We start from the raw sequence: 25,460 nt of genomic DNA, 5'->3' as shown, positions 1-25,460 counted from the left end.
GCCTTCACTCCCGATGGTCTTGGGTCTGGGTGATACGGCCATGTTCCACGTGGAACATGGCAACCGGCGTATCCGTCTGCCAGCCTTCCCTCAACAATTCATGATCTACACAGGTGATAAACACCTGGCAGCGCAAATCTTCCAGCAACCGGCACAATGCCTGACGATGCTGTTCATCCAGCTCCGACGGTAAGTCGTCCACCAGATAGATACACTGGCCACGCTTGGCTTCGTTGACCAAGTGGCCCTGGGCGATGCGCAAAGCGCACACCACCAATTTCTGTTGTCCTCGCGACAGGATCTCTGCCGCGTTGTGCCCCGCCAGTCGCAGACGCAGATCAGCGCGCTGCGGTCCGGCCTGGGTATACCCGAGTTGCTGGTCGCGGAGGAGGGAGGTGGCGAGCACTTCGCTCAACTCACGATCCTTATCCCAACCGCGGTAGTAACTCAGGGTCAGTCCTTCCAACTCCAGCAGCTCGGCCAGGGTCCGTTCGAACACCGGTTTCAGGGCCTGAATGTAGGCGCGTCGGTAGGTGTCTATTTCCTCGCTGGCACTGCACAGTTCACGGTCCCATGCGGCCTGCGAAGCACCGTCAAGTGTACCATGGCGCAGCCACGAGTTCCGCTGCCGCAGGGCTTTCTGCAGGCGTTGCCAGGCGCCAAGAAAGCGATGTTCCACGTGGAACACGCCCCAATCGAGAAACTGCCGGCGAATCTTCGGTGCACCTTCAAGCAGGCGAAAACTGTCGGGGTTTATCAGCTGTAGTGGCAACAGATCGGCTAGCTGCGCAGCACTACGCGCGTTCTGCCCATCGATACGAATCTGCAGCTCACCCTGACGATCACGAGATATACCCAGATTGCTCAAGCCGCCCTCGGCCAACTGCACCTGACCGAAAATGGTGCAGGCGGGTTGTTCGTAATGGATAACGGGCTGCAGGCGTGTGCTGCGGAAGGAACGGGCGAGACCAAGCAGATGGATCGCCTCAAGCACGCTGGTCTTGCCGCTGCCGTTGGCGCCGTGGAGGATGTTGATGCGGGAGGAGGGGGAGAGGGTCACCGGGTGCAAATTGCGCACCGCGGTGACCGTGATACGGCTTAGGGACATTAAAGACGCATCGGCATGACAACGTAGGCAGAATCGTCGTTGTCGGCTTCCTGCAGCAGGGCACTGCTGTTGGAATCGGAGAGGATCAGGCGCACCTGCTCGGTGCCCATCACGCCCAGCACATCCAGCAGATAGCTGACGTTGAAACCAATCTCCAAACCGCTGCCCGAATAGTCGACAACGATCTCTTCCTCGGCCTCTTCCTGTTCAGGGTTGTTGGCTTGAATCTTCAGCAGACCAGAAGCCAGGGTCAGGCGAATGCCGCGGTACTTCTCGTTGGACAGAATCGCGGTGCGACTGAAGGCTTCGCGCAGGCCCTGACGATCCGCCAGCACCAGTTTGTCACCACCACGCGGCAGCACGCGCTCGTAATCCGGGAACTTGCCGTCGACCAGTTTCGAGGTGAAGGTGAACTCGCCGGTGTTGGCACGGATGTGATGCTGACCAAGAACGATGGCGACTTCGGCGTCCTGCTCGGTGAGCAGGCGAGCCAGTTCGAGAATACCTTTGCGCGGCACGATGACCTGATGCTTGCCTTCCTGCTGGATGATCGCTTCCATGGAGCACATGGCCAGACGGTGACCGTCGGTAGCAACCGCTCGCAGCAGACCACTCTGTACCTCCAGAAGCATGCCGTTGAGGTAGTAGCGCACATCCTGCTGGGCCATGGCGAAGCTGGTGCGTTCAATCAGACGGCGCAGCTTGGCTTGCGGCAGGTTGAAGGTCAGCGACCCCGGACCTTCCTCGACGGTGGGGAAGTCGTTGGCCGGCAGAGTCGACAGGGTGAAACGGCTGCGCCCGGCCTTGACCAGCAACTTCTGCTCGTCGACGCGAATGTCGATCAGCGCATCGCTCGGCAGGCTTTTGCAGATGTCCATCAGCTTGCGAGCCGGCACGGTGATCTCACCCGGCTCGGCGGCATCTTCGAGCGTGACGCGACCAACCAGCTCGACCTCGAGGTCAGTACCAGTGAGCGATAGCTGCTGGCCTTCGACCACCAGCAGGACGTTGGACAGAACCGGCAGCGTCTGGCGTCGTTCCACGACACCGGCGACCAGTTGCAGGGGTTTCAACAGGGCTTCGCGTTGAATAGTGAAATGCATGGTCTAGTCCCTTGCCTCGTGGATATGCGTAATTAGAACCTGTAAAAAGTCTCGCGAGCTAGAGCCATGCAAGGCGAAAACAGGGGAGGAAGCGGAGTGTACTTTTGTACATGAGCATTCCGAGCCTGTTTTCAACGCAGCAGAGCCGACGCGCAGCAGACTTTAACTGGTTCAGGTAGTCAGGGTGCGCAGCAGGTTCTTATAGTCCTCGCGGATGTCCGCGTCGGATCCCCTAAGTTCAGCAATCTTACGGCATGCGTGCAACACCGTGGTGTGATCGCGGCCGCCGAAGGCCACACCGATTTCCGGCAGGCTGTGATTGGTCAGTTCCTTCGACAATGCCATGGCCACCTGACGTGGCCGGGCGATCGAACGCGAACGACGCTTGGAAAGCAGATCGGTGATCTTGATCTTGTAGTACTCAGCGGTGGTGCGCTGAATATTATCGATGCTGACCAGTTTATCCTGCAGGGCCAGCAGATCCTTGAGCGACTCGCGGATCAGCTCGATGGTGATGTCGCGGCCCATGAAGTGCGAGTGGGCGATCACGCGCTTCAGCGCGCCTTCCAGCTCACGCACGTTGGAGCGAATGCGCTGGGCGATGAAGAACGCGGCATCGTGCGGCAGATCGACCTTGGCCTGATCGGCCTTCTTCATCAGGATCGCCACGCGGGTTTCCAGTTCCGGCGGTTCCACCGCTACGGTCAGGCCCCAGCCAAAGCGCGACTTCAAGCGCTCTTCCAGACCTTCGATCTCTTTCGGGTAGCGGTCGCTGGTGAGAATCACCTGCTGACCACCCTCGAGCAGTGCGTTGAAAGTGTGGAAGAACTCCTCCTGGGAGCGCTCCTTCTTGGCGAAGAACTGGATGTCGTCGATCAACAGCGCATCGACCGAACGGTAGAAGCGCTTGAATTCGTTGATGGCGTTGAGCTGCAACGCCTTGACCATATCGGCGACGAAGCGCTCGGAGTGCAGGTACACGACCTTGGCGTTAGGATTCTTCGCCAGCAGGTGATTACCCACAGCATGCATCAGGTGAGTCTTGCCCAGGCCAACGCCGCCATACAGGAACAGCGGGTTGTAACCGTGCTTGGGATTGTCCGCCACCTGCCAGGCGGCAGCGCGCGCCAACTGGTTCGACTTGCCCTCGACGAAGTTATCGAAGGTAAAGGTGCGATTGAGGTAGCTGGTGTGCTTGAGGCCACCTTCGACCTGTACGGTACGTTCGGTGCGTGGCGCCACCGCGGGGGTCGGCGGTTGTGGCGCGGCGCCGCCCATGGAGTCGAAGCTGGCACGCGACGGCTCCTGCTGTGCAGGCGGCGGCACCGGCTTGCTGACGGATGCGGCGGCCTGAACCTGAGCGGCACGCGCAGCAGCAGGCAAAGGGGCCGTTGGCGCGACACGGGCAGTCGCTGCACGCTTGCTGCCTATTAATAAGGAAAGCGCAGGAACCAGACCGCCAGCGCGCTCACCGAGCAACTCGAGCAAACGGCTCAGGTACTTCTCGTTGACCCAATCGAGTACGAAACGATTCGGCGCATACACGCGCAGCTCGTCGCCTTCGGCTTCGACCTGCAGAGGACGGATCCAGGTGTTGAATTGCTGGGCCGGCAACTCGTCGCGCAAAAGCTCGACGCATTGCTGCCATAGTTCCACTGACACTGACTATCCCCTATCCAGGCGGCGATGCAAAAACAGCCGCCATTGTAACGGCCAACGACCGAGTTATCCACACAGCAGGGACTAGATGGCCAAGCAAAATCAAAGCCTTAGTTCCATTCACCAGACTTATCAGTAGCGGCACGAGCCTTGTGGATAAGCACCCCATAAGCTTCTGTAAAAGCCTGGGGATGAACGGGCGGATAACCCTACTGTGGGTAACACGGCATTCTATCCTCAGGCTGTCTGCAGGAGACGCACAGACGAACCACGCCTTTTGGACAGACTTATCATCGCCGGATGAGCAAGCAGGGCGCTGCAGCCAAAGGGTTGTCCACAGACGCTGGCAGCACCATTCAACATAAACATAGAAAAAGAGCTTTAAACCCTTTTCCTTCTTTCTATTTCTATCTAGCGAATAAGGTTGGTTGGAAATTGACCTACCGCGCGGCTTTCTCTAGAATTGCCGGTCTCTTTAAACCAGGGTCATTCCGACCCTAGTCGATCACCCAGGTAACGCACCATGAAACGCACTTTCCAACCCAGCACCATCAAGCGCGCTCGCACCCACGGTTTCCGTGCCCGTATGGCCACCAAGAACGGCCGTGCCGTCCTGTCGCGTCGTCGCGCCAAGGGCCGCAAGCGTCTGACTGTCTAATTCACCCTGACAGGTGGTGAGTCGAGGCTTCGGCCGGGAAAAGCGACTGCTGACTCCCCGGCAATTCAAGGCAGTCTTCGACTCCCCAAGCGGTAAAGCTCCGGGCAAAAGTGTCCTGCTGCTAGCGCGCGATAACCAGCTTGATCATCCCCGCCTAGGTTTGGTGATCGGCAAGAAGAGCGTCAAGCTCGCCGTCGAGCGCAACCGCATCAAGCGTCAAATCCGCGAGTCCTTTCGCCTCAATCAGGACAACCTGACAGGCTGGGACATCGTGGTGGTCGCCCGTAAAGGGCTAGGTGATCTGGAGAATGGCGAACTTGCTCAGCAGTTCGGCAAACTCTGGAAACGCTTGGCCCGAAGCCGGCCCAGTCGCGACGCAGACTTATCCCCCGGGACAAGCGACAATCCCCATGCGTAAAGCGGCTCTAGCCTGTATTCAGGTTTATCGCTACGCCATCAGTCCGCTGATGGCCAGTCATTGTCGCTTCTATCCCAGCTGCTCCTGCTATGCCTACGAAGCCATCGAACAACATGGCTTCCTGCGTGGTGGCTGGCTGACAGTGCGCCGTCTCGGTCGCTGTCACCCCTGGAATGCCGGCGGTTTCGATCCGGTTCCACCCGTTAAAAAATCCCGTTCCCCTTCGATGGCCGAATAATCATGGATATCCAACGCTCGATCCTGATCGTCGCCCTGGCAGTCGTGTCCTACCTCATGGTCCTGCAATGGAACGAGGACTACGGCCAGGCTGCCTTGCCAGCCGAGGTTAGTACCTCGACCGCTGCGACGCCTGCCCTGCCCGACACACCTGCTGCAACCGCCAGCACCGGCGGCGACGACATTCCCACTGCCGTGGCCGAGCCGACTGCTGCTGCCGTTGCGCCTACCGCCGCTGTCAGCGACGAGCTGATTCGCGTCAAGACCGATGTGCTGGACCTGGCCATCGACCCGCGTGGTGGCGATATCGTGCAGCTGCGTCTGCCGCAGTACCCGCGTCGTCAAGACCGCCCGGACGTTCCGTTCCAGCTGTTCGACAACGGCAACGAGCGTACCTACCTGGCACAGAGCGGCCTGATCGGTCAGAACGCGCCAGACAAATCCAGCGGTCGTTCCCTGTGGAGCAGCGAGAAGCAGAACTACGAACTGGCCGAAGGTCAGGACAGCCTGGTGGTCGATCTCACATTCAGCGAGAACGGCATCAACTACATCAAGCGCTACAGCTTCAAACGCGGCCTCAACCCGCAGTGCTCGGCGCGTGAGCAACAGCTGAAGAAGCCTGGCTGCATCGATCCGTCCGCCTATCAGGTCGACGTGCGTTACCTGATCGACAACCAGAGCGAGCAGGCCTGGAGCGGCAACCTGTTCGCCCAGCTCAAGCGCGACAACAGCGGCGACCCGTCCTCGACCACCGCTACCGGCACCGCCACCTATCTTGGCGCGGCACTGTGGACCACCGACGAGCCGTACAAGAAGGTGTCAATGAAGGACATCGACAAGCAGTCCTTCAAGGAAACCGTGCAGGGCGGCTGGGTCGCCTGGCTGCAGCACTACTTCGTCACCGCCTGGGTGCCGAACAAGGACAGCACCAACCTGGTACAGACCCGCAAGGACAGCCAGGGTAACTACATCGTCGGCTTCACCGGCCCGTCCGTGCAGGTCGCAGCCGGCGCGCAGGGCGAAATTGGCGCGATTCTCTATGCCGGTCCCAAGCTGCAGGAGCACCTGGGCACCCTGTCCCCGGGTCTGGAGCTGACCGTCGACTACGGCTTCCTGTGGTTCCTGGCGCAACCGATCTTCTGGCTGCTGGAAGTGATCCACGGCGTGCTCGGCAACTGGGGTTGGTCGATCATCGTCCTGACCATCATCATCAAGCTGATCTTCTTCCCGTTGTCGGCTGCCAGCTACCGCTCCATGGCGCGCATGCGTGCCGTATCGCCGAAACTGCAGGCGCTGAAAGAGCAGCACGGTGACGATCGCCAGAAGATGTCCCAGGCGATGATGGAGCTGTACAAGAAAGAGAAGATCAACCCGCTAGGCGGCTGCCTGCCGATCCTGGTGCAGATGCCAGTATTCCTCGCCCTGTACTGGGTGCTGCTGGAATCGGTCGAGATGCGTCAGGCGCCCTGGCTACTGTGGATCACCGACCTGTCGATCAAGGATCCGTTCTTCATCCTGCCGATCATCATGGGCGCGACTATGTTCATCCAGCAGCAGCTCAACCCGACGCCGCCGGACCCCATGCAGGCCCGCGTGCTGAAGCTGATGCCGATCATCTTCACCTTCTTCTTCCTGTGGTTCCCGGCTGGTCTGGTGCTGTACTGGGTGGTCAACAACTGCCTGTCCATCGCCCAGCAGTGGTACATTACGCGCAAGATCGAAGCGGCAGCGAAACCGGCCAACGCCTGATTCGCCAAGGCTTCCAAGCATCAAGCAAACGCCCCATGATTGGGGCGTTTTGCTATCCAAATATTTGTCGTAGGAGCGAGCTCTGCTCGCGAATCGCTGTTATCCACAGCTTCTCCCTCGCGCCTACTAGCCCCGTAAACATCGAGTAAACCGCCATGAACCATGCCCGAGACACCATTGCCGCCGTCGCTACCGCCCAGGGTCGTGGTGGTGTGGGCATCGTGCGGGTATCCGGTCCACTGGCCGGTCAATTGGCTCAGGCCATCTGCAGACGCGAGTTGAAGCCACGCTTTGCTCATCACGGGCCGTTCTATGGCGAGAGCGATCTGACTCTGGACGAAGGCCTGGCCATCTACTTTCCCGGCCCCAACTCCTTCACTGGTGAAGACGTGCTGGAGCTGCAGGGCCACGGTGGCCCGGTGGTGCTCGATCTGCTGCTGCGCCGCTGCATGGCGTTGGGAGCACGCCTGGCGCGCCCCGGCGAGTTCAGCGAACGCGCCTTCCTCAATGACAAGCTCGACCTGGCTCAAGCCGAGGCCATCGCCGATCTGATCGAAGCCAGCTCCGAACAGGCCGCACGCAATGCGCTGCGTTCGCTGCAGGGCGAGTTCTCCAAGCGCGTGCACGCGCTGACCGAGTCGTTGATCCAGCTGCGCATCTACGTCGAGGCAGCCATCGACTTTCCCGAGGAGGAGATCGACTTTCTCGCCGACGGCCATGTACTGAACCAGCTCGACCGCGTGCGCGCCGACTTATCCACAGTCTTGCGCGAAGCGGGCCAGGGCGCCCTGCTGCGTGACGGTATGACCGTGGTCATCGCCGGCCGGCCCAATGCCGGCAAATCCAGCCTGCTCAACGCCTTGGCCGGGCGCGAAGCGGCCATCGTCACCGATATCGCCGGTACCACCCGCGACGTGCTGCGCGAACATATCCACATCGATGGCATGCCCCTGCATGTGGTCGACACCGCCGGCCTGCGTGATACCGACGACCAGGTCGAACGCATCGGCGTGGAACGCGCGCTCAAGGCCATCGGCGAAGCCGATCGCGTGTTGTTGGTAGTGGACTCCACCGCGCCGGAAGCCGCCGATCCTTTTGCCCTGTGGCCAGAGTTTCTGGAGCAGCGCCCGGATCCGGCACACGTCACCCTGATCCGTAACAAGGCCGATCTCTCCGGCGAGGCAGTAACACTTGAAACCAGCGCCGATGGCCATGTCAAGCTCAGCCTGTCAGCCAAATCTGCCGATGGCCTCGATCTGCTGCGCGAACACCTGAAGGCCTGCATGGGTTATCAACAGACCACCGAGAGCGGCTTCAGCGCCCGCCGCCGTCATCTTGAGGCGTTGCATCAGGCCGAGCAGCACCTCGAGCACGGCCGCAACCAGCTCACCCTGATGGGCGCGGGTGAACTGCTGGCCGAGGACCTACGCATGGCCCAGCAGGCGCTGGGCGAGATCACCGGCGCCTTCAGCAGCGACGATCTGCTGGGGCGCATCTTCTCCAGCTTCTGTATTGGCAAGTGAAAGCAAATATTCAGGCGCTCTGCACTCACCGTCCTCATATCCACAGCTAGCCTGTAGGAGCGGATTTATCCGCGAAAAGGGCAGGTCGCGCTGTCAGTCCGCCTCTGCCTGCCTCCACGGATGTCATCCGGGCTACGAACTGCAGGCCAAACACCGGCTGCGTCTCGGGCTGACGCCGATGGCAATCACCGGCTCGCCCAGCCCACCTTACATAAGCTTGAGATCCACTACGGCACTGTGAAAATGCCCGGTTTTCAGCCGAAATCCGGGGGCTCTGAAGAGTTATTCATAGCGAAATAAACCCTGTGGAAAACAGGCCCTGAACCCTGCCCATAACCCTATGACAAAGCTGGGCGTAACTACCCCTGTGGGTAACCGGCACTTTCATCCACAGTGGTTCAGCAGCTTGCCCAGCGGAACCGAGCAGGAATGACACAGGCTTATTATTCGCTGTACACCAGTAGCCGCAAGGCTTGTAAAGCTTTATCCACAGAAAAGGCTCCCTCTATACATAAACATAAAGAACAAGCTTTATAAAAAATCTCTCTTTTCTATTCTTTATGAGCCTGAGTGTACTTTTCATCAGGAAGGGGTCATCAGGTAAAGGCTCGAAGAGAGAGGAACACAGCCAATCTGCTGGCTATTTTTTGTGCAGAAGGCTTCATTCAAGAGGCTTAAGTCCCTATACTTGCCGCCTTTCTTTCAGACCCCTTCTCAACAGGCACGAGGTGCGTGGTGGATTTCCCTTCCCGTTTTGACGTGATCGTGATCGGTGGCGGTCATGCCGGTACCGAAGCAGCCCTGGCTGCGGCACGCATGGGCGTGAAGACCCTGCTGCTCACCCACAATGTCGAGACCCTCGGCCAGATGAGCTGCAACCCGGCCATTGGCGGGATCGGCAAGAGCCATCTGGTCAAGGAAATCGATGCCCTGGGTGGCGCCATGGCCATCGCTACCGACAAGGGCGGCATCCAGTTCCGTATCCTCAACAGCCGTAAGGGCCCAGCCGTACGTGCGACCCGCGCACAGGCAGACCGCGTGCTGTACAAGGCTGCGGTGCGCGAGATTCTGGAAAACCAGGCCAACCTGTGGATTTTTCAACAAGCCGCCGATGACCTGATTGTGGAAAACGCCACAGTCAAAGGCGTGGTCACCCAGATGGGCCTGAGGTTCCATGCGGATTCCGTGGTTTTGACCACAGGCACATTCCTCGGCGGACTTATCCACATTGGTCTGCAGAACTACTCCGGCGGCCGTGCCGGTGATCCGCCCTCCATCGCTCTGGCGCATCGCCTGCGTGAGTTGCCACTGCGCGTCGGTCGCCTGAAAACCGGTACGCCACCACGCATCGACGGTCGTTCGGTGGATTTCTCGGTGATGACCGAGCAACCGGGTGATACCCCCACGCCGCTGATGTCCTTCCTCGGCAAGCGTGAGCATCAGCCCAAGCAGATCAGCTGCTGGATCACCCACACCAACGCGCGTACCCACGAGATCATCGCCGCCAACCTCGATCGCTCGCCGATGTACTCTGGAGTGATCGAAGGTGTTGGCCCGCGTTATTGCCCGTCGATCGAAGACAAGATTCACCGCTTCGCCGACAAGGACAGCCACCAGGTGTTCATCGAGCCGGAAGGCCTGACCACCCATGAGCTGTATCCCAACGGCATCTCTACCTCGCTGCCGTTCGACGTGCAGCTGGAGATCGTGCGTAGCATCCGTGGCATGGAGAACGCGCATATCGTGCGTCCCGGTTACGCCATCGAATACGATTACTTCGACCCGCGCGATCTCAAGTACAGCCTGGAAACCAAGGTCATCGCCGGCCTGTTCTTCGCTGGCCAGATCAATGGCACTACCGGCTACGAAGAAGCCGGTGCTCAAGGCCTGCTGGCGGGCTGCAACGCTGCCCTGCGCGCGCAGGGCAAAGAAGCCTGGTGCCCCCGTCGTGACGAAGCCTACATCGGCGTGCTGGTCGACGACCTGATCACCCTAGGCACCCAGGAGCCGTACCGCATGTTCACCTCGCGCGCCGAATACCGGCTGATCCTGCGCGAGGACAACGCCGACCTGCGCCTGACCGAGAAAGGCCGCGAGCTGGGCCTGATCGACGATGAGCGCTGGGCCGCTTTCGAGGCCAAGCGTGAAGGCATCGTGCAGGAAGAGCAGCGCCTGAAGAGCACCTGGGTGCGCCCGGGCACGCCGCAGGGCGATGCCATCGCCGCACGTTTCGGCACGCCGCTGGCCCACGAATACAACCTGCTCAACCTGCTGGCTCGCCCGGAGATCGACTACGCCACCCTGGTCGAGCTGACCGACGCGCCGGTTGTGGATAACCAGGTGGCCGAGCAGGTCGAGATCAAGACCAAGTACGCCGGCTATATCGACCGCCAGCAGGACGAAATCGCCAAGCTACGGGCCAGTGAGGACACCAAGCTGCCGGATGATCTGGACTATGCCTCGATCTCCGGGCTGTCCAAGGAGATCCAGTTCAAGCTCGGCAACACTCGCCCGGCGACACTCGGTCAGGCCTCACGTATCCCTGGGGTCACTCCGGCGGCTATTTCCCTGCTGCTGATTCACCTGAAAAAACGCAGCGCGGGACAGAAGCTGGAGCAGAGCGCCTGATGTCGGTCACTCAGCGTCACGCCGAAGAACTGCAGCAGGGTGCCCGCGAACTGGGTATCGAACTCAGCGCGCAGCAGCAGGAACAACTGCTCGCCTATCTGGGCCTGCTGATCAAGTGGAACAAGGCCTACAACCTCACCGCCGTGCGCGATCCCGACGAGATGGTCTCGCGCCACTTGCTCGACAGCCTGTCGGTAGTGCCGTTCGTGGCCGAGCTTGGGGATAACTGGCTCGACGTCGGCAGTGGCGGCGGTATGCCCGGCGTGCCGCTGGCGATCATGTTCCCCGAGCGGCGTTTCACCCTGCTCGACTCCAACGGCAAGAAAACCCGCTTTCTGGTCCAGGTGAAGCTGGAGCTGAAACTCGCCAACCTCGAGGTTGTCCACAACCGGGTCGAAGCGTATCGCCCCGAGCAGCCGTTCGATGGCATCAGCTCGCGCGCGTTCAGCAGCCTGGAAGACTTCAGCAACTGGACGCGCCACCTCGGCAGCGTCGACACCCAGTGGCTGGCGATGAAAGGCGTGCACCCGGATGACGAATTGCAGGCCCTGCCGACGGACTTCCGTCTCAGCGCCACGCATGTGTTGCGGGTTCCCGGTTGCCAAGGCCAGCGCCATCTGTTGATACTGCGTCGCTCGGTCTAAGGGGAAAGAAGATGGCCAAGGTATTCGCGATCGCCAATCAGAAAGGCGGCGTGGGCAAAACCACGACGTGCATCAACCTGGCCGCTTCTCTGGTGGCGACCAAGCGCCGCGTGCTGCTGATCGACCTCGACCCGCAGGGCAACGCGACCATGGGCAGCGGTGTCGACAAGCATGGTCTAGAGCACTCGATCTACGACGTGCTGATCGGCGAATGCGACCTGAGCCAGGCCATGCAGTTCTCCGAGCACGGTGGCTACCAGCTGCTGCCGGCCAACCGTGACCTGACCGCCGCGGAAGTCGCCCTGCTGGAAATGAAGATGAAGGAAAGCCGCCTGCGTTATGCCCTGGCGCCGATCCGCGAGAACTACGACTACATCCTCATCGACTGCCCGCCATCGCTGAACATGCTGACCATCAACGCCCTGGTCGCCGCCGATGGCGTGATCATCCCCATGCAGTGCGAGTACTACGCGCTCGAGGGGCTTTCCGACCTGGTCAACAGCATCCAGCGCATCGCCCAGCTGCTCAATCCCAAGCTGCAGATCGAAGGTCTGCTGCGCACCATGTACGACCCGCGCATCAGCCTGACCAATGACGTCACGGCTCAGCTCAAGGAACACTTCGGCGACAAGCTGTATGACGCCGTGATTCCGCGCAACGTGCGCCTGGCCGAAGCACCGAGCTTCGGCATGCCGGCGCTGGTCTACGACAAACAATCCCGTGGGGCCATCGCCTACCTGGCTTTGGCCGGCGAGCTGGTGCGCCGTCAGCGCGCCGCCGCGAAAACCGCTACCGCTTAAGGAACATCCGCATGGCTGCGAAGAAACGAGGTCTGGGTCGAGGTCTGGACGCACTGCTCGGCGGCAACTCCGTCAATGCACTGCAGGAAGAGGCCGCCCAGGTCGACACCCGTGAACTGCAATACGTGCCCCTGGAGCTGATCCAGCGTGGCAAGTACCAGCCGCGTCGTGACATGGACCAGACCGCTCTGGAAGAACTCGCCGCCTCCATTCGCGCCCAGGGCGTGATGCAGCCCATCGTCCTGCGCCCCATCGGTGGTGGTCGTTTCGAGATCGTCGCCGGTGAACGCCGTTGGCGTGCCAGCCAACTGGCCGGTCAGGACAAGATTCCGGCCATGGTCCGTGAGCTGCCGGATGAAGCCGCCATCGCCATGGCGTTGATCGAGAACATCCAGCGCGAAGACCTCAATCCGATCGAGGAAGCCGTGGCCCTACAGCGCCTGCAGCAGGAATTCGAGCTGACTCAGCAACAGGTCGCCGATGCCGTGGGCAAATCGCGCGTCACCATCACCAACCTGCTGCGCCTGATCGCCTTGCCGGAGGAGATCAAGACCCTGCTCGCCCATGGCGATCTGGAGATGGGTCATGCTCGTGCGCTGCTCGGTCTACCCCTCGAACAGCAGGTCGAAGCCGCGCGACATGTTGTCGCACGTGGCCTGACCGTTCGTCAGACCGAGGCCCTGGTGCGCCAGTGGCTGAGCGCCAAACCTGCCCCGGCCAAAGCCAAGGCCGACCCCGACATCAGCCGCCTGGAGCAGAAGCTCGCAGAGCGTCTGGGCTCGCCCGTGCAGATCAAGCACGGCAGCAAGGGCAAAGGGCAGTTGGTGATTCGCTACAGCTCCCTCGACGAATTGCAGGGTGTACTGGCGCACATTCGTTGAAACAATTCAGTCTGTAGTCCTACTTCACTCCTACTACAGCACGGTTGATCGGGCGCAGGCTGAACCCTATACTCCCCGCGCAATTTTGTCGGCTACGGGCCGAGCTTCGGCACCTTGCAGGGAGAGGTCGATGGGCATCCCCAGTAAGGTCCCGTTTCATCGTCAGCCAGGTTTTCCGATCCTGATTCTTCAGGCCATCGTGACGGCTGTGATTGCAGTGATTTTTGCCGTCAGTGGCGGATGGGTTGCGGCCTATTCGGCATTGCTGGGAGGGCTGATCGCCCTGCTGGCCAACGCGTATTTCGCATTCAAGGCCTTTCGTTACTTTGGCGCGCGTTCGGCCCGAGCCATCGTCCAGTCGATCTGGGCCGGGGCCATGGGTAAATGGATTATCACGGCGGTGCTGTTTGCACTGGCGTTCGTAGGGGTTGAACCACTTGCACCGATGCAGCTGTTCATCGGTTATCTGCTTGGCCTTCTGGCAGCAGCCTGTGCCCCCCTACTCATGAAAGTTTTCTGAAGCATTGGACCGTTTGAGGCGTTTATGGCTGATACCCCAGCAGAATATATCCAGCATCACCTGCAGAACCTGGTCTACGGCTCTCATCCGGATAAGGGCTGGATCATTGCCCAGACCCCGGAAGAGGTGAAAGCGATGGGCTTCTGGGCTGTCCATGTGGACACTCTGGGCTGGTCCCTGTTCATGGGCCTGATCTTCATCACTTTGTTCCGCATTGCCGCCAAGCGCGCCGTCACCGGCGTACCGACCGGCCTGCAGAACATGGCCGAGATGTGCATCGAGTTCGTCCAGGGCATCGTCAAGGACACCTTCCACGGCAAGAACCCGCTGGTTGCGCCGCTGGCCCTGACCATTTTCGTCTGGGTGTTTTTGATGAACAGCCTGAAGTGGATCCCGGTCGACTACATTCCTGGCCTGGCCCATGCCATGGGTCTGCCCTACTTCAAGATCGTCCCCACCGCCGACCCTAACGGTACCTTCGGTATCTCCCTGGGCGTGTTCCTGCTGATCATCTTCTACAGCATCAAGGTCAAGGGTATCGGTGGCTTTACCAAGGAACTGTCGTTCACCCCCTTCAATCACTGGGCGCTGATTCCTTTCAACCTGTTCCTGGAAATCATCGGCCTGCTGACCAAGCCGCTGAGCCTGGCCCTGCGTCTGTTCGGCAACATGTATGCCGGTGAAGTGGTGTTTATCCTGATCGCGCTGCTGCCCTTCTACGTTCAGTGGGGTCTCAACGTGCCATGGGCTATCTTCCACATCCTGGTCATTCCGCTACAGGCGTTCATTTTCATGGTGCTGACCGTGGTTTATCTGAGTGCTGCGCACGAAGATCACCACTGATCAACATCGAAAAACCCGAAAACCCCTAACTCGTAACCTTAACCTCTAAAAACTCTGGAGCTAACTATGGAACTCGTCTACATCGCCGCTGCCATCATGATCGGTCTGGGTGCCCTGGGTACCGGTATCGGCTTCGCCCTGCTGGGCGGCAAGCTGCTGGAATCCACCGCTCGCCAGCCTGAGCTGGGCCCGCAGCTGCAAACCAAGACCTTCCTGATGGCCGGTCTGCTCGACGCCGTTCCGATGATCGGTGTTGGTATCGCGATGTACCTGATCTTCGTTGTCGCGGGTTAAGAGTTCCTGAGTTCGAGGCAGCATGATGAGTGCTGCCTCTTCAGGCTTTTCTTCCCTGAACACGAGATAGCACGAGGTAAATCGCTGTGAACATTAACCTGACCCTGTTCGGTCAAACGATTGCCTTCGCTATTTTCGTCTGGTTCTGCATGAAGTTCGTATGGCCGCCGCTGACGCTGGCCATGCAGGAACGCCAGAAGAAAATCGCAGAAGGTCTGGATGCTGCCGGGCGCGCTGAGCGCGATCTGCAGTTGGCCCAGGAACGCGCTGCCCAGATGCTTCGTGAAACCAAAGAGCAAGCTGCCGAGATTCTCGATCGGGCGAACAAGACCGCCAACGCAATCGTCGAAGAAGCCAAGGCCCAGGCCCGCTCTGAAGGTGAAAAGCTGATCGCTGGCGCCAAAGCCGAAATCGATCTGGAAGTGAACCGTGCCAAGGATCAACTGCGTTCGCAGGTAGCAGCTCTGGCTGTCACCGGCGCCGAGCAGATCCTGCAGTCCTCCGTGGACGGCGCTGCGCACAACGATCTGGTCGCAAAACTGGCCTCTCAACTCTAAGCGAGGCTCGCGATGATCAATACCAACACGCTCGCTCGGCCCTACGCGAAAGCTGCGTTTGAGTTTGCCAGTGCTGCACAGCAGGCCGATGCCTGGCTGAACATGCTGTCGCTGTCCGCGGCTGCGGTTCAAGCGCCGGCCATGGCTCAGCAGTTGGTCAACCCGGCGTTGACCGATGAGCAGAAAGTCAATGTGCTGGCGCAGCTCTGTGCCGGTCACATCGACGCTTCGTTCAGCAACTTCCTGCGCTCGCTGGGCAGCAACGACCGACTGTCGCTGTTGCCGGTAGTACGCGAACAATTCGCAGTGCTGAAGGCTGAAGCCGAACGCGCCCTCGATGTCGAGGTCGAGTCGGCTTTCGAGCTCAGTGCTGAGCAATTGCAAACTCTGGCTGCCGCCCTTTCCAAGCGGCTCGATCGCACCGTCCAGCCCACGCCCGTGGTCAATCCCGCCCTGATCGGCGGCGTTGTCATTCGTGCAGGTGACCTGGTCATCGACGGTTCGGTCCGCGGCAAGCTGAACAAGCTGGCCGAAGCGTTGAAATCCTGATTTGAGGGAACTGGCATGCAGCAATTGAATCCTTCCGAAATTAGCGAAATCATCAAGCAGCGCATTGAGTCGCTTGATGTATCCGCTCAAGCCCGTAATGAAGGCACCATCGTCAGCGTTTCCGACGGTATCGTGCGCATCTACGGCCTCGCCGACGTCATGTACGGTGAGATGATCGAATTCCCTGGTGGCGTGTACGGCATGGCCCTGAACCTGGAGCAAGACTCCGTAGGTGCCGTAGTACTGGGTGGTTACCTGACCCTCGCCGAAGGCATGAGCGCCAAGTGCACCGGTCGCATCCTGGAAGTTCCGGTTGGTCCGGAACTGCTGGGTCGCGTCGTTGACGCACTGGGCAATCCGATCGATGGCAAAGGCCCGATCAACGCCGCCGCTACCGACGCCGTTGAAAAGGTTGCGCCGGGCGTGATCTGGCGTAAGTCGGTCGACCAGCCGGTGCAGACCGGTTACAAGTCGGTCGATGCCATGATCCCGGTAGGCCGTGGCCAGCGTGAGCTGATCATCGGTGACCGTCAGATCGGTAAGACTGCTCTGGCCGTCGACGCCATCATCAACCAGAAAGACAGCGGCATCCGTTGCGTCTACGTCGCCATTGGTCAGAAGCAATCGACCATCGCCAACGTGGTACGCAAGCTGGAAGAAGCTGGCGCCCTGGCCAACACCATCGTGGTTGCAGCTTCGGCTTCCGAATCCGCTGCCCTGCAGTTCCTCGCGCCGTACTCCGGTTGCACCATGGGTGAATACTTCCGTGACCGCGGTGAAGACGCCCTGATCGTGTACGACGACCTGTCCAAGCAGGCTGTTGCCTACCGTCAGATCTCCCTGCTGCTGCGCCGTCCGCCAGGCCGTGAAGCCTACCCAGGCGACGTGTTCTATCTCCACAGCCGTCTGCTGGAGCGCGCTTCCCGCGTTTCCGAAGAGTACGTCGAGAAGTTCACCAATGGCGCCGTGACTGGCAAGACCGGTTCCCTGACCGCTCTGCCGATCATCGAAACTCAGGCCGGTGACGTTTCCGCGTTCGTTCCGACCAACGTGATCTCGATCACCGACGGTCAGATCTTCCTGGAATCGGCCATGTTCAACTCGGGTATCCGTCCGGCCGTCAACGCCGGTATCTCGGTATCTCGTGTAGGTGGCGCGGCTCAGACCAAGATCATCAAGAAGCTCTCCGGTGGTATCCGTACCGCTCTGGCTCAGTACCGAGAGCTGGCGGCCTTCGCCCAGTTCGCATCTGACCTGGACGAAGCCACCCGCAAGCAGCTCGAGCATGGTCAGCGCGTAACCGAGCTGATGAAGCAGAAGCAGTATGCGCCGATGTCCATTGCCGAAATGTCGGTGTCTCTGTACGCAGCCGAGCGTGGCTTCCTGCAGGACGTCGAAGTCGCCAAGATCATCAGCTTCGAGCAGGCCCTGATCGCCTTCTTCAAGCGTGATCACGCCGACCTGATGGCGAAGATCAACGAGAAGGGTGACTTCAACGACGAAATCGACGCTGGCCTGAAAGCCGGTATCGAGAAGTTCAAGGCCACCCAAACCTGGTAACCGCAGCGGGGGCTTCGGCCCCCGCCTGCTTGAACCAAAAGGTGTGAAATGGCAGGCGCAAAAGAGATTCGCAGCAAGATTGCGAGCATCAAAAGCACGCAAAAGATCACCAGCGCCATGGAAAAAGTGGCGGTCAGCAAAATGCGCAAGGCTCAACAGCGCATGGCTGCCGGTCGCCCCTACGCCGAGCGTATTCGTCAGGTGATCGGTCACCTGGCCAAGGCGAACCCGGAATACCGCCACTCGTTCATGGTGGAGCGTGATGTAAAGCGCGTCGGTTATATCGTGGTGACCTCGGACCGTGGTCTGTGTGGTGGCTTGAACATCAACCTGTTCAAGGCGCTGCTCAGAAGCCTGAAGGAATGGCGCGACCAGAAGGTCGAGGCTGATTTCTGCGTGGTGGGCAGCAAGGGCGCGAGCTTCTTCCGCAGCAACGGGGGCAACGTGGTTGCCGCCATCAGCAAGCTGGGTGAAGAGCCGTCCATCAACGACCTGATCGGTAGCGTCAAGGTCGTGCTGGATGCCTACGCCGAGGGCCGTATCGACCGTCTGTATCTGGTGTCGAACAAGTTCGTCAACACCATGACGCAGAAGCCGGAAGTGCAGCAGTTGTTGCCGTTGGCCGCGAGCGATGCGCAAGGCGTACAGAAAGGTCTGTGGGACTACGTGTACGAGCCGGACGCCCAGCAATTGCTGGATGCGCTGCTGGTACGCTACGTCGAGTCGCAGGTCTATCAGTCCGTGGTCGAGAACAGCGCGTGCGAACAGGCTGCGCGGATGATCGCGATGAAGAACGCAACCGACAACGCCGGTGAGCTCATCAAAGACCTGCAGCTGGTTTACAACAAGGCACGTCAGGCAGCGATCACCCAGGAAATTTCGGAAATCGTCGGCGGCGCTGCCGCGGTTTAAGAACGGTTCAAATATTCAGAGGAACCAAAGATGAGTAGCGGACGTATCGTTCAAATCATCGGCGCCGTCATCGACGTGGAATTCCCGCGTGACAAGGTGCCGAGTGTTTATGAAGCGCTGAAAGTAGTTGGCGCCGAAACCACCCTGGAAGTTCAGCAGCAGCTGGGCGACGGTGTGGTACGTACCATTGCGATGGGTTCGACCGAAGGCCTCAAGCGTGGCCTGGACGTCAACAGCTCTGGCAAGGCCATCTCCGTACCGGTCGGTAAAGCGACCCTGGGCCGGATCATGGACGTGCTGGGCAACCCGATCGACGAAGCCGGCCCCATCGGTGAAGAAGAGCAGTGGGAAATCCACCGCCCTGCGCCGAGCTATGCCGAGCAGGCTGGCTCCAACGAGCTGCTGGAAACTGGCATCAAGGTTATCGACTTGGTCTGCCCGTTCGCCAAGGGCGGTAAGGTCGGTCTGTTCGGTGGTGCCGGTGTCGGCAAGACCGTGAACATGATGGAACTGATCCGTAACATCGCCATCGAGCACAGCGGTTATTCCGTGTTCGCCGGTGTGGGTGAGCGTACTCGTGAGGGTAACGACTTCTACCACGAGATGAAGGACTCCAACGTTCTCGACAAGGTAGCCCTGGTTTACGGTCAGATGAACGAGCCACCAGGCAACCGTCTGCGCGTCGCACTGACCGGCCTGACCATGGCCGAGAAGTTCCGTGACGAAGGACGTGACGTTCTGCTGTTCGTCGACAACATCTACCGTTACACCCTCGCCGGTACCGAAGTATCCGCACTGCTCGGCCGTATGCCGTCGGCAGTAGGTTACCAGCCGACTCTGGCCGAGGAGATGGGCGTTCTGCAGGAGCGTATTACCTCCACCAAGAAAGGCTCGATCACCTCGATCCAGGCTGTATACGTACCTGCGGACGACCTGACCGACCCGAGCCCGGCGACCACCTTCGCCCACTTGGACGCCACCGTCGTTCTGTCCCGTGACATCGCTTCCCTGGGTATCTACCCGGCCGTTGACCCGCTGGACTCCACCAGCCGTCAGCTGGACCCGAACGTGATCGGCCAGGAGCACTACGAGACTGCTCGTGGCGTTCAGTATGTTCTGCAGCGCTACAAGGAGCTGAAGGACATCATCGCGATCCTGGGTATGGACGAACTGTCCGAAGACGACAAGCAGCTGGTATCGCGTGCTCGTAAGATCCAGCGCTTCCTGTCCCAGCCGTTCTTCGTGGCTGAAGTCTTCACCGGTGCCCCGGGCAAGTACGTGTCCCTGAAGGACACCATTGCCGGCTTCAGCGGCATTCTCAAAGGCGACTACGACCACCTGCCGGAACAAGCGTTCTACATGGTAGGCGGCATCGACGAAGCCATCGAGAAAGCCAAGAAACTGTAAGTAACGGGTGCGCCCTCTAGGGGGCGTCCAGGCCGGAGCGGGCAGCAGCCCGATCCGGCCTCTCAACCGAGGCATTGTTATGGCTATGTCAGTCCACTGCGATATCGTCAGTGCGGAAGAAGAGCTGTTCTCGGGGCTGGTGGAAATGGTCATCGCCCACGGTCACCTCGGTGATCTGGGTATCCTGCCGGGCCACACCCCGCTGCTGACCGATCTCAAGCCGGGTCCGGTGCGAGTGATCAAGCAGGGTGGCACCGAGGAGGTGTTCTACATCTCCGGTGGCTTCCTGGAAGTTCAGCCGAGCATGGTGAAGGTTCTTGCCGACACCGCTGTTCGTGCCGGCGACCTGGATGAAGCCGCTGCCATCGAAGCGCGCAAGGCTGCCGAGAAGGCACTGAGCGAAAAGGGCACCGAGTTCGACTACGGTAGTGCTTCGGCACGCCTGGCCGAGGCTGCTGCCCAGCTGCGCACCATCGAAGAGATGCGCAAGAAGTTCGGCGGCCGCAGCCGCTGATCGCGTATCGCGGTATCACGCAAAGGGGCGACTTAGGTCGCCCCTTTGCGTTTCTGGCAAAATAGCGCTTTCTTCGCGCGGCTCTCTGGCCGCGGCCAACTCTTGCCCAGCAAGGAGCTTTCTATGAGTCTGGATATCGTCATTCTTGCCGCTGGCCAGGGCACGCGCATGCGTTCGGCGCTGCCCAAGGTGCTGCACCCGGTCGCCGACAAGCCCATGCTCGGGCATGTCATCGACACCGCGCGAAGCCTGCAGCCGCAGAGCATCCAGGTGGTGATCGGGCATGGCGCCGACAAGGTGCGCGAACGGCTGGCCGCCGATGATCTGAATTTTGTCATCCAGGCCGAGCAGCTCGGCACCGGCCATGCCGTGGCCCAGGCCCTGCCGCAGTTAAGCGCCGAGCGCGTGCTGATCCTCTATGGCGATGTGCCGCTGATCGAAACGGCCACCCTGCAGCGCCTGCTGGCCCTGGTCAGCGATGATCAGTTGGGCCTGCTTACCGTCGAGCTTGCTGACCCGACGGGCTATGGCCGTATCGTGCGTGACGCCGATGGCGTGGTGCAGGCCATCGTCGAGCACAAGGACGCCAGCGAAGCGCAGCGGCAGATCCGCGAGGGCAACACCGGCATCCTCGCCGTACCGGGCAAGCGCCTGGCCGACTGGCTGGGCCGTCTGTCCAACAGCAACGCCCAGGGCGAGTACTACCTGACCGACGTGATTGCCATGGCCGTGGCCGATGGCCTAGTGGTGGCCACCGAGCGCGCCGCCGACGAGATGGAAGTGCTGGGTGCCAACGACCGCATCCAGCTGGCTCAGCTCGAATGCCATTACCAGCAGCGCCTGGCCCGCCGCTTGATGGCCCAGGGCGTCACCCTGCGCGATCCGCATCGCTTCGATGTACGCGGCGAGGTGAGCGTTGGCCGCGACGTGACCATCGACATCAACGTCATCCTCGAAGGCAAGGTAGTGATCGAGGATGATGTACAGATCGGTCCGAACTGCGTGATCAAGGACTCGGTTCTGCGCAGGGGTGCCATCGTCAAGGCCAACAGCCACCTGGACGGTGCCGAGATGGGCGAGGGCGCCGACTGTGGTCCGTTCGCACGTCTGCGTCCTGGCACCAAACTGGGCGCCAAGGCTCATGTGGGTAACTTCGTCGAGCTGAAGAATGCAGTAATGGGTGAAGGCGCCAAGGCCGGCCACTTGAGCTACCTGGGCGATGCCGAAATCGGCGCGCGAACCAACATCGGTGCCGGCACCATCACCTGCAATTACGACGGTGCCAACAAATTCCGCACGGTAATGGGCGAGGACGTCTTCATCGGCTCCAACAGCGCCCTGGTCGCACCGGTAACGCTGGGTGACCGCGCCACCACCGGTGCCGGTTCGGTAGTGACCAGCGATGTGCCGGCAGATACGCTGGCAGTGGGTCGGGCCAAGCAGCGCAATATCGAAGGCTGGAAGCGCCCCACCAAGAAGTGAACCCGATCCAGCCTGGGTGACCAGGCCTGTGGATAACCTGCCGGAGGCAGTCCTGTATGTTCGGTGTGACGGATTACGCCGCCTTCGTGGTGGCCTTCATCATCCTGCTGGCCATTCCTGGCCCAGGTAACCTGGCGCTGATCCTGTCCACCGGCAAGGGCGGGATTCGCGGTGGATTGGCCTCTACCCTGGGGATCATGCTTGGCGATCAGGTACTGCTGTGGTTGGCGGTGGCCGGCGTCGCCGCGTTGCTCAAGGCCTATCCGGCAGCCTTCCATCTGGTGCAGTGGCTTGGCGCGGCCTATCTAGTCTACCTCGGCCTGCGCATGATCCTGGCCAAGCCGGGTGCGGCGCCGACGCTGGACATCAAGCCGCGCCAATACCTGTGGCAAACCCTGGTGATCACCGTCTTCAACCCCAAGGCCATCATCTTCTACATGGCGTTCTTTCCGCTGTTCATCGATCCGCAGCGCCATCAGGGTCTGATTACTTTCGGTTTCATGGCCGTGACCATCATGGCGCTGACCTTTCTCTACGGCCTGCTGATCGTGCTGCTGACGCACTTTCTCGCCGAGCGCATGCGCGCCAACCCACGTATCGCGCGGGGACTGGAGAAACTGGGCGGGCTGTGCCTGGTCGGCTTCGGGGTCAAACTGACGTTGAACTGATCGGCGGACGCTTGCGGGTTTTTTGATCATATGTTTTGATTCGCGCCATTATCTTTCGAATCGAAACTTAAGCATGTCGAAGCGCAACACGCCGCAACGTCGCCACACCATCCTTGCCCTGCTCGCCGAGCAGGGCGAAGTGAGCGTGGACGCCCTGGCGCAGCACTTCGCCACCAGCGAAGTGACCATTCGCAAGGACCTCGCCGCCCTGGAAAAGAACGGCCTGCTGCTGCGTCGCTACGGCGGCGCCGTGCCGGTGCCGCAGGAGCTGATCAGCGAGCCGAGCCAACCCATTTCGCCGTACAAGCAGGCGATTGCCCGCGCCGGGGTGGCGCGTATCCGCGAACACGCACGCATCATCATCGACAGCGGCACCACCACGGCGGCGATGATCCCGCAGCTTGGCCACAAGCCCGGTCTGGTGGTGATGACCAACTCGCTCAATGTGGCCAACGCCCTGCGCGAACTCGAGCACGAGCCGGTGCTGCTGATGACCGGCGGTACCTGGGATCCGCACTCGGAATCCTTCCAGGGCCAGGTGGCCGAACAGGTGCTGCGTTCCTACGACTTCGACCAACTGTTCATCGGCGCCGATGGCATCGACCTGGAGCGTGGCACCACCACCTTCAACGAGCTGCTCGGTCTGTCGAGGGTGATGGCCGAAGTGGCACGCGAGGTCATCGTCATGGTCGAGAGCGACAAGATTGGCCGGCGCATTCCCAATCTGGAGCTGCCCTGGAGCAGCCTGAATACCCTGATCACCGACGAGCGCCTGGATGCCCAGGCGGCCGAACAAATACGCGCGCGCGGCATCCAGCTGATCCTAGCGCCGCTGGAAACTTGAGGAGATAACCATGTGTGGAATCGTAGGCGCTATCGCGGAGCGCAATATCACCGCTGTTCTGGTAGAAGGCCTCAAGCGCCTGGAATACCGCGGCTATGACAGCGCTGGCGTGGCGCTGCTGACCGAGCAGGGTGCACTGGATCGCCGCCGCCGTGTTGGCAAGGTCAGCGAGCTGCAGGCCGCGCTGCAAGCCGAGCCGCTGGTGGGGCGTCTGGGCATCGCACACACCCGTTGGGCCACCCACGGTGCGCCGAGCGAGCGCAATGCCCACCCGCATTTTTCTGGTAAAGAGCCCGGGCACGAGCTCGCCGTGGTGCACAACGGCATCATCGAGAACCACGAAGAGCTGCGCGAGCGCCTCAAGGGCCTGGGCTACGTCTTCACCTCCGACACCGACACCGAAACCATCGTCCACCTGCTCGATCACAAGCTGCAGCAGTTGGGCGACCTCAGCGCCGCGCTCAAGGCCGCGATACCCGAGCTGCATGGCGCCTACGGCCTGGCGGTGATCAGCGCCAAGCAGCCGGACCGCCTGCTCGCCGCGCGCAGTGGCAGCCCGCTGGTGATCGGTCTGGGCCTGGGCGAGAACTTCCTCGCCTCCGACCAGTTGGCCCTGCGCCAGGTCACCGACCGCTTCATGTACCTGGAAGAGGGCGATATCGCCGAGATCCGCCGAGACGGCGTGCAGATCTGGGACGCCGCCGGCAATCCGGTGCAGCGTGAAGCCGTGCAGTACCACGAAGGTGCCGAGGCAGCGGACAAGGGCGAGTACCGCCACTTCATGCTCAAGGAGATCCACGAGCAGCCCAAGGTGGTGCAACGCACCCTGGAAGGCCGTCTGGGCAGCGACCACGTGCTGGTGCAGGCCTTTGGCCCGCAGGCCGCCGAGCTGTTCGCCAAGGTGAAGAACGTGCAGATCGTCGCCTGTGGCACCAGCTACCATGCCGGTATGGTTGCCCGTTACTGGCTGGAAGAGCTGGCCGGGATTCCCTGCCAGGTCGAAGTGGCCAGCGAATTCCGCTACCGCAAGGTGGTGGTGCAGCCGGACACCCTGTTCGTCAGCGTCTCGCAGTCCGGCGAAACCGCCGATACCCTGGCCGCGCTGCGCAATGCCAAGGAGAAGGCACCGGGGCAGGGCGGCTACCTGGCCAGTCTGGTGATCTGCAACGTTGGCACCAGCTCGCTGGTGCGCGAATCCGACCTGTGCCTGCTGACCCAGGCCGGCCCGGAAATCGGTGTGGCCTCGACCAAGGCCTTCACCACCCAGCTGGTCGGTCTGATGCTGCTGACCCTGGCCCTCGGCCAAGTGCACGGCAGCCTGGACAAGACGCTGGCCGCCGAACTGGTGGAAGAATTGCGTCGCCTGCCGACCCGCCTGGGCGAAGCCCTGGCCATGGACAAGACTGTGGAGAAGATCGCCGAACTGTTCGCCGAGAAGCACCACAGCCTGTTCCTTGGTCGTGGCGCGCAGTACCCGGTGGCCATGGAAGGGGCGCTCAAACTCAAGGAAATCTCCTACATCCACGCCGAGGCCTACCCGGCCGGCGAGCTCAAGCACGGCCCGCTGGCCCTGGTTGACGCCGACATGCCGGTGGTCACCGTGGCGCCGAACAACGAGCTGCTGGAGAAGCTCAAGTCCAACCTGCAGGAAGTGCGCGCCCGTGGCGGCGAGCTGATCGTATTCGCTGACCAGCAGGCTGGCATGAGCAACGGCGAGGGCACCCACGTGGTGGCCATGCCGCATATCCACGACCTGCTCGCGCCGATCCTCTACACCGTGCCGCTGCAACTGCTGTCGTACTACGTCGCTGTGCTCAAGGGCACCGACGTCGACCAGCCGCGTAATCTGGCCAAGAGCGTCACGGTCGAATAAGACCGCTGACGAAGAAAAGCCCGTAGTTT

General features: G+C 60.8%; 25 protein-coding genes. 22 read left to right on the top strand and 3 right to left on the bottom strand.

Annotated features, from left to right (window positions below; genetic code table 11):
• Positions 1-4: 4 nt before the first annotated feature.
• From recF to dnaA, 3 genes are all read right to left on the bottom strand, one after another.
• The gene (gene recF / locus JWV26_RS10250; RefSeq protein WP_206418976.1) at positions 5-1,108 is read right to left on the bottom strand and encodes a DNA replication/repair protein RecF; all 1,104 of its coding nucleotides are present in this window, start codon (positions 1,106-1,108) and stop codon (positions 5-7) included.
• Complete coding sequence (gene dnaN, locus JWV26_RS10245) at positions 1,108-2,211, bottom strand: DNA polymerase III subunit beta (RefSeq protein ID WP_206418975.1); 1,104 nt, start codon at positions 2,209-2,211, stop codon at positions 1,108-1,110. Before dnaN ends, recF begins: the two co-directional genes overlap by 1 nt.
• Positions 2,212-2,382: 171 nt before the next feature.
• Positions 2,383-3,873: a chromosomal replication initiator protein DnaA gene (dnaA, locus tag JWV26_RS10240; protein ID WP_074915572.1), complete on the bottom strand. Its 1,491-nt coding sequence runs from the start codon at positions 3,871-3,873 to the stop codon at positions 2,383-2,385.
• Positions 3,874-4,393: 520 nt separating this feature from the next.
• On the opposite strand from dnaA, the gene rpmH reads away from it, so the two are divergent.
• From rpmH to glmS, 22 genes are all read left to right on the top strand, one after another.
• The gene (gene rpmH / locus JWV26_RS10235; RefSeq protein WP_003246698.1) at positions 4,394-4,528 is read left to right on the top strand and encodes a 50S ribosomal protein L34; all 135 of its coding nucleotides are present in this window, start codon (positions 4,394-4,396) and stop codon (positions 4,526-4,528) included.
• A 13-nt stretch (positions 4,529-4,541) separates the two neighbouring features.
• A complete protein-coding gene (gene rnpA, locus JWV26_RS10230) occupies positions 4,542-4,946 on the top strand; it encodes a ribonuclease P protein component (protein WP_036994791.1) in 405 nt (134 codons plus the stop codon).
• On the top strand, positions 4,939-5,184 hold the full coding sequence (yidD, locus tag JWV26_RS10225; RefSeq protein WP_072425154.1) for a membrane protein insertion efficiency factor YidD: 246 nt from the start codon (positions 4,939-4,941) through the stop codon (positions 5,182-5,184). Before rnpA ends, yidD begins: the two co-directional genes overlap by 8 nt.
• Before the next feature lie 2 nt (positions 5,185-5,186).
• Positions 5,187-6,932, top strand: coding sequence for a membrane protein insertase YidC (gene yidC / locus JWV26_RS10220; protein WP_206418974.1), 1,746 nt, complete (start codon positions 5,187-5,189; stop codon positions 6,930-6,932).
• A 155-nt stretch (positions 6,933-7,087) separates the two neighbouring features.
• A complete protein-coding gene (mnmE, locus tag JWV26_RS10215) occupies positions 7,088-8,455 on the top strand; it encodes a tRNA uridine-5-carboxymethylaminomethyl(34) synthesis GTPase MnmE (protein WP_206418973.1) in 1,368 nt (455 codons plus the stop codon).
• A 735-nt stretch (positions 8,456-9,190) separates the two neighbouring features.
• Complete coding sequence (mnmG, locus tag JWV26_RS10210; RefSeq protein ID WP_206418972.1) at positions 9,191-11,083, top strand: tRNA uridine-5-carboxymethylaminomethyl(34) synthesis enzyme MnmG; 1,893 nt, start codon at positions 9,191-9,193, stop codon at positions 11,081-11,083.
• Complete coding sequence (rsmG, locus tag JWV26_RS10205) at positions 11,080-11,727, top strand: 16S rRNA (guanine(527)-N(7))-methyltransferase RsmG (RefSeq protein ID WP_175488625.1); 648 nt, start codon at positions 11,080-11,082, stop codon at positions 11,725-11,727. The genes mnmG and rsmG overlap by 4 nt, the downstream gene beginning before the upstream one ends.
• A gap of 11 nt (positions 11,728-11,738) precedes the next feature.
• Positions 11,739-12,527 carry a ParA family protein gene (locus JWV26_RS10200; RefSeq protein ID WP_072425159.1) on the top strand — a complete coding sequence of 263 codons (789 nt, stop codon included), beginning with the start codon at positions 11,739-11,741 and terminating at the stop codon, positions 12,525-12,527.
• Between the two features lie 11 nt (positions 12,528-12,538).
• Positions 12,539-13,408, top strand: coding sequence for a ParB/RepB/Spo0J family partition protein (locus JWV26_RS10195; RefSeq protein WP_072425160.1), 870 nt, complete (start codon positions 12,539-12,541; stop codon positions 13,406-13,408).
• Positions 13,409-13,538: 130 nt separating this feature from the next.
• On the top strand, positions 13,539-13,928 hold the full coding sequence (locus JWV26_RS10190; RefSeq protein ID WP_045733559.1) for a F0F1 ATP synthase subunit I: 390 nt from the start codon (positions 13,539-13,541) through the stop codon (positions 13,926-13,928).
• Positions 13,929-13,952: 24 nt separating this feature from the next.
• The gene (gene atpB, locus JWV26_RS10185) at positions 13,953-14,771 is read left to right on the top strand and encodes a F0F1 ATP synthase subunit A (protein ID WP_021487440.1); all 819 of its coding nucleotides are present in this window, start codon (positions 13,953-13,955) and stop codon (positions 14,769-14,771) included.
• Between the two features lie 66 nt (positions 14,772-14,837).
• Positions 14,838-15,065 (top strand): F0F1 ATP synthase subunit C, encoded by a 228-nt coding sequence (atpE, locus tag JWV26_RS10180; protein ID WP_003241387.1) that lies wholly within the window; start codon positions 14,838-14,840, stop codon positions 15,063-15,065.
• Positions 15,066-15,151: 86 nt separating this feature from the next.
• On the top strand, positions 15,152-15,622 hold the full coding sequence (locus JWV26_RS10175) for a F0F1 ATP synthase subunit B (RefSeq protein WP_072425161.1): 471 nt from the start codon (positions 15,152-15,154) through the stop codon (positions 15,620-15,622).
• 12 nt (positions 15,623-15,634) lie between these two features.
• Positions 15,635-16,171, top strand: a complete 537-nt coding sequence (locus JWV26_RS10170; RefSeq protein WP_074677173.1) for a F0F1 ATP synthase subunit delta — start codon at positions 15,635-15,637, stop codon at positions 16,169-16,171.
• Positions 16,172-16,186: 15 nt separating this feature from the next.
• Positions 16,187-17,731: a F0F1 ATP synthase subunit alpha gene (atpA, locus tag JWV26_RS10165; protein ID WP_072425163.1), complete on the top strand. Its 1,545-nt coding sequence runs from the start codon at positions 16,187-16,189 to the stop codon at positions 17,729-17,731.
• 48 nt (positions 17,732-17,779) lie between these two features.
• Entirely contained in the window at positions 17,780-18,643 is an 864-nt protein-coding gene (gene atpG / locus JWV26_RS10160; protein WP_072425164.1) for a F0F1 ATP synthase subunit gamma, read from the top strand.
• 30 nt (positions 18,644-18,673) lie between these two features.
• Positions 18,674-20,050 carry a F0F1 ATP synthase subunit beta gene (gene atpD / locus JWV26_RS10155; protein ID WP_064493638.1) on the top strand — a complete coding sequence of 459 codons (1,377 nt, stop codon included), beginning with the start codon at positions 18,674-18,676 and terminating at the stop codon, positions 20,048-20,050.
• Positions 20,051-20,129: 79 nt separating this feature from the next.
• The gene (locus JWV26_RS10150) at positions 20,130-20,564 is read left to right on the top strand and encodes a F0F1 ATP synthase subunit epsilon (protein ID WP_017676260.1); all 435 of its coding nucleotides are present in this window, start codon (positions 20,130-20,132) and stop codon (positions 20,562-20,564) included.
• Positions 20,565-20,687: 123 nt separating this feature from the next.
• Entirely contained in the window at positions 20,688-22,046 is a 1,359-nt protein-coding gene (gene glmU / locus JWV26_RS10145) for a bifunctional UDP-N-acetylglucosamine diphosphorylase/glucosamine-1-phosphate N-acetyltransferase GlmU (RefSeq protein ID WP_206418971.1), read from the top strand.
• 56 nt (positions 22,047-22,102) lie between these two features.
• On the top strand, positions 22,103-22,714 hold the full coding sequence (locus JWV26_RS10140; RefSeq protein ID WP_074915583.1) for a LysE family transporter: 612 nt from the start codon (positions 22,103-22,105) through the stop codon (positions 22,712-22,714).
• Positions 22,715-22,787: 73 nt separating this feature from the next.
• Positions 22,788-23,558 carry a DeoR/GlpR family DNA-binding transcription regulator gene (locus JWV26_RS10135; RefSeq protein ID WP_079785099.1) on the top strand — a complete coding sequence of 257 codons (771 nt, stop codon included), beginning with the start codon at positions 22,788-22,790 and terminating at the stop codon, positions 23,556-23,558.
• A 10-nt stretch (positions 23,559-23,568) separates the two neighbouring features.
• Positions 23,569-25,431 carry a glutamine--fructose-6-phosphate transaminase (isomerizing) gene (gene glmS / locus JWV26_RS10130; protein ID WP_206418970.1) on the top strand — a complete coding sequence of 621 codons (1,863 nt, stop codon included), beginning with the start codon at positions 23,569-23,571 and terminating at the stop codon, positions 25,429-25,431.
• Positions 25,432-25,460: the final 29 nt, after the last annotated feature.

Origin of the sequence: Ectopseudomonas toyotomiensis (assembly GCF_017167985.1) — a bacterium.
GTDB classification, from domain to species: Bacteria; Pseudomonadota; Gammaproteobacteria; order Pseudomonadales; family Pseudomonadaceae; genus Aquipseudomonas; species Aquipseudomonas toyotomiensis.
This window is presented reverse-complemented; position numbering and strand designations above follow the sequence as displayed.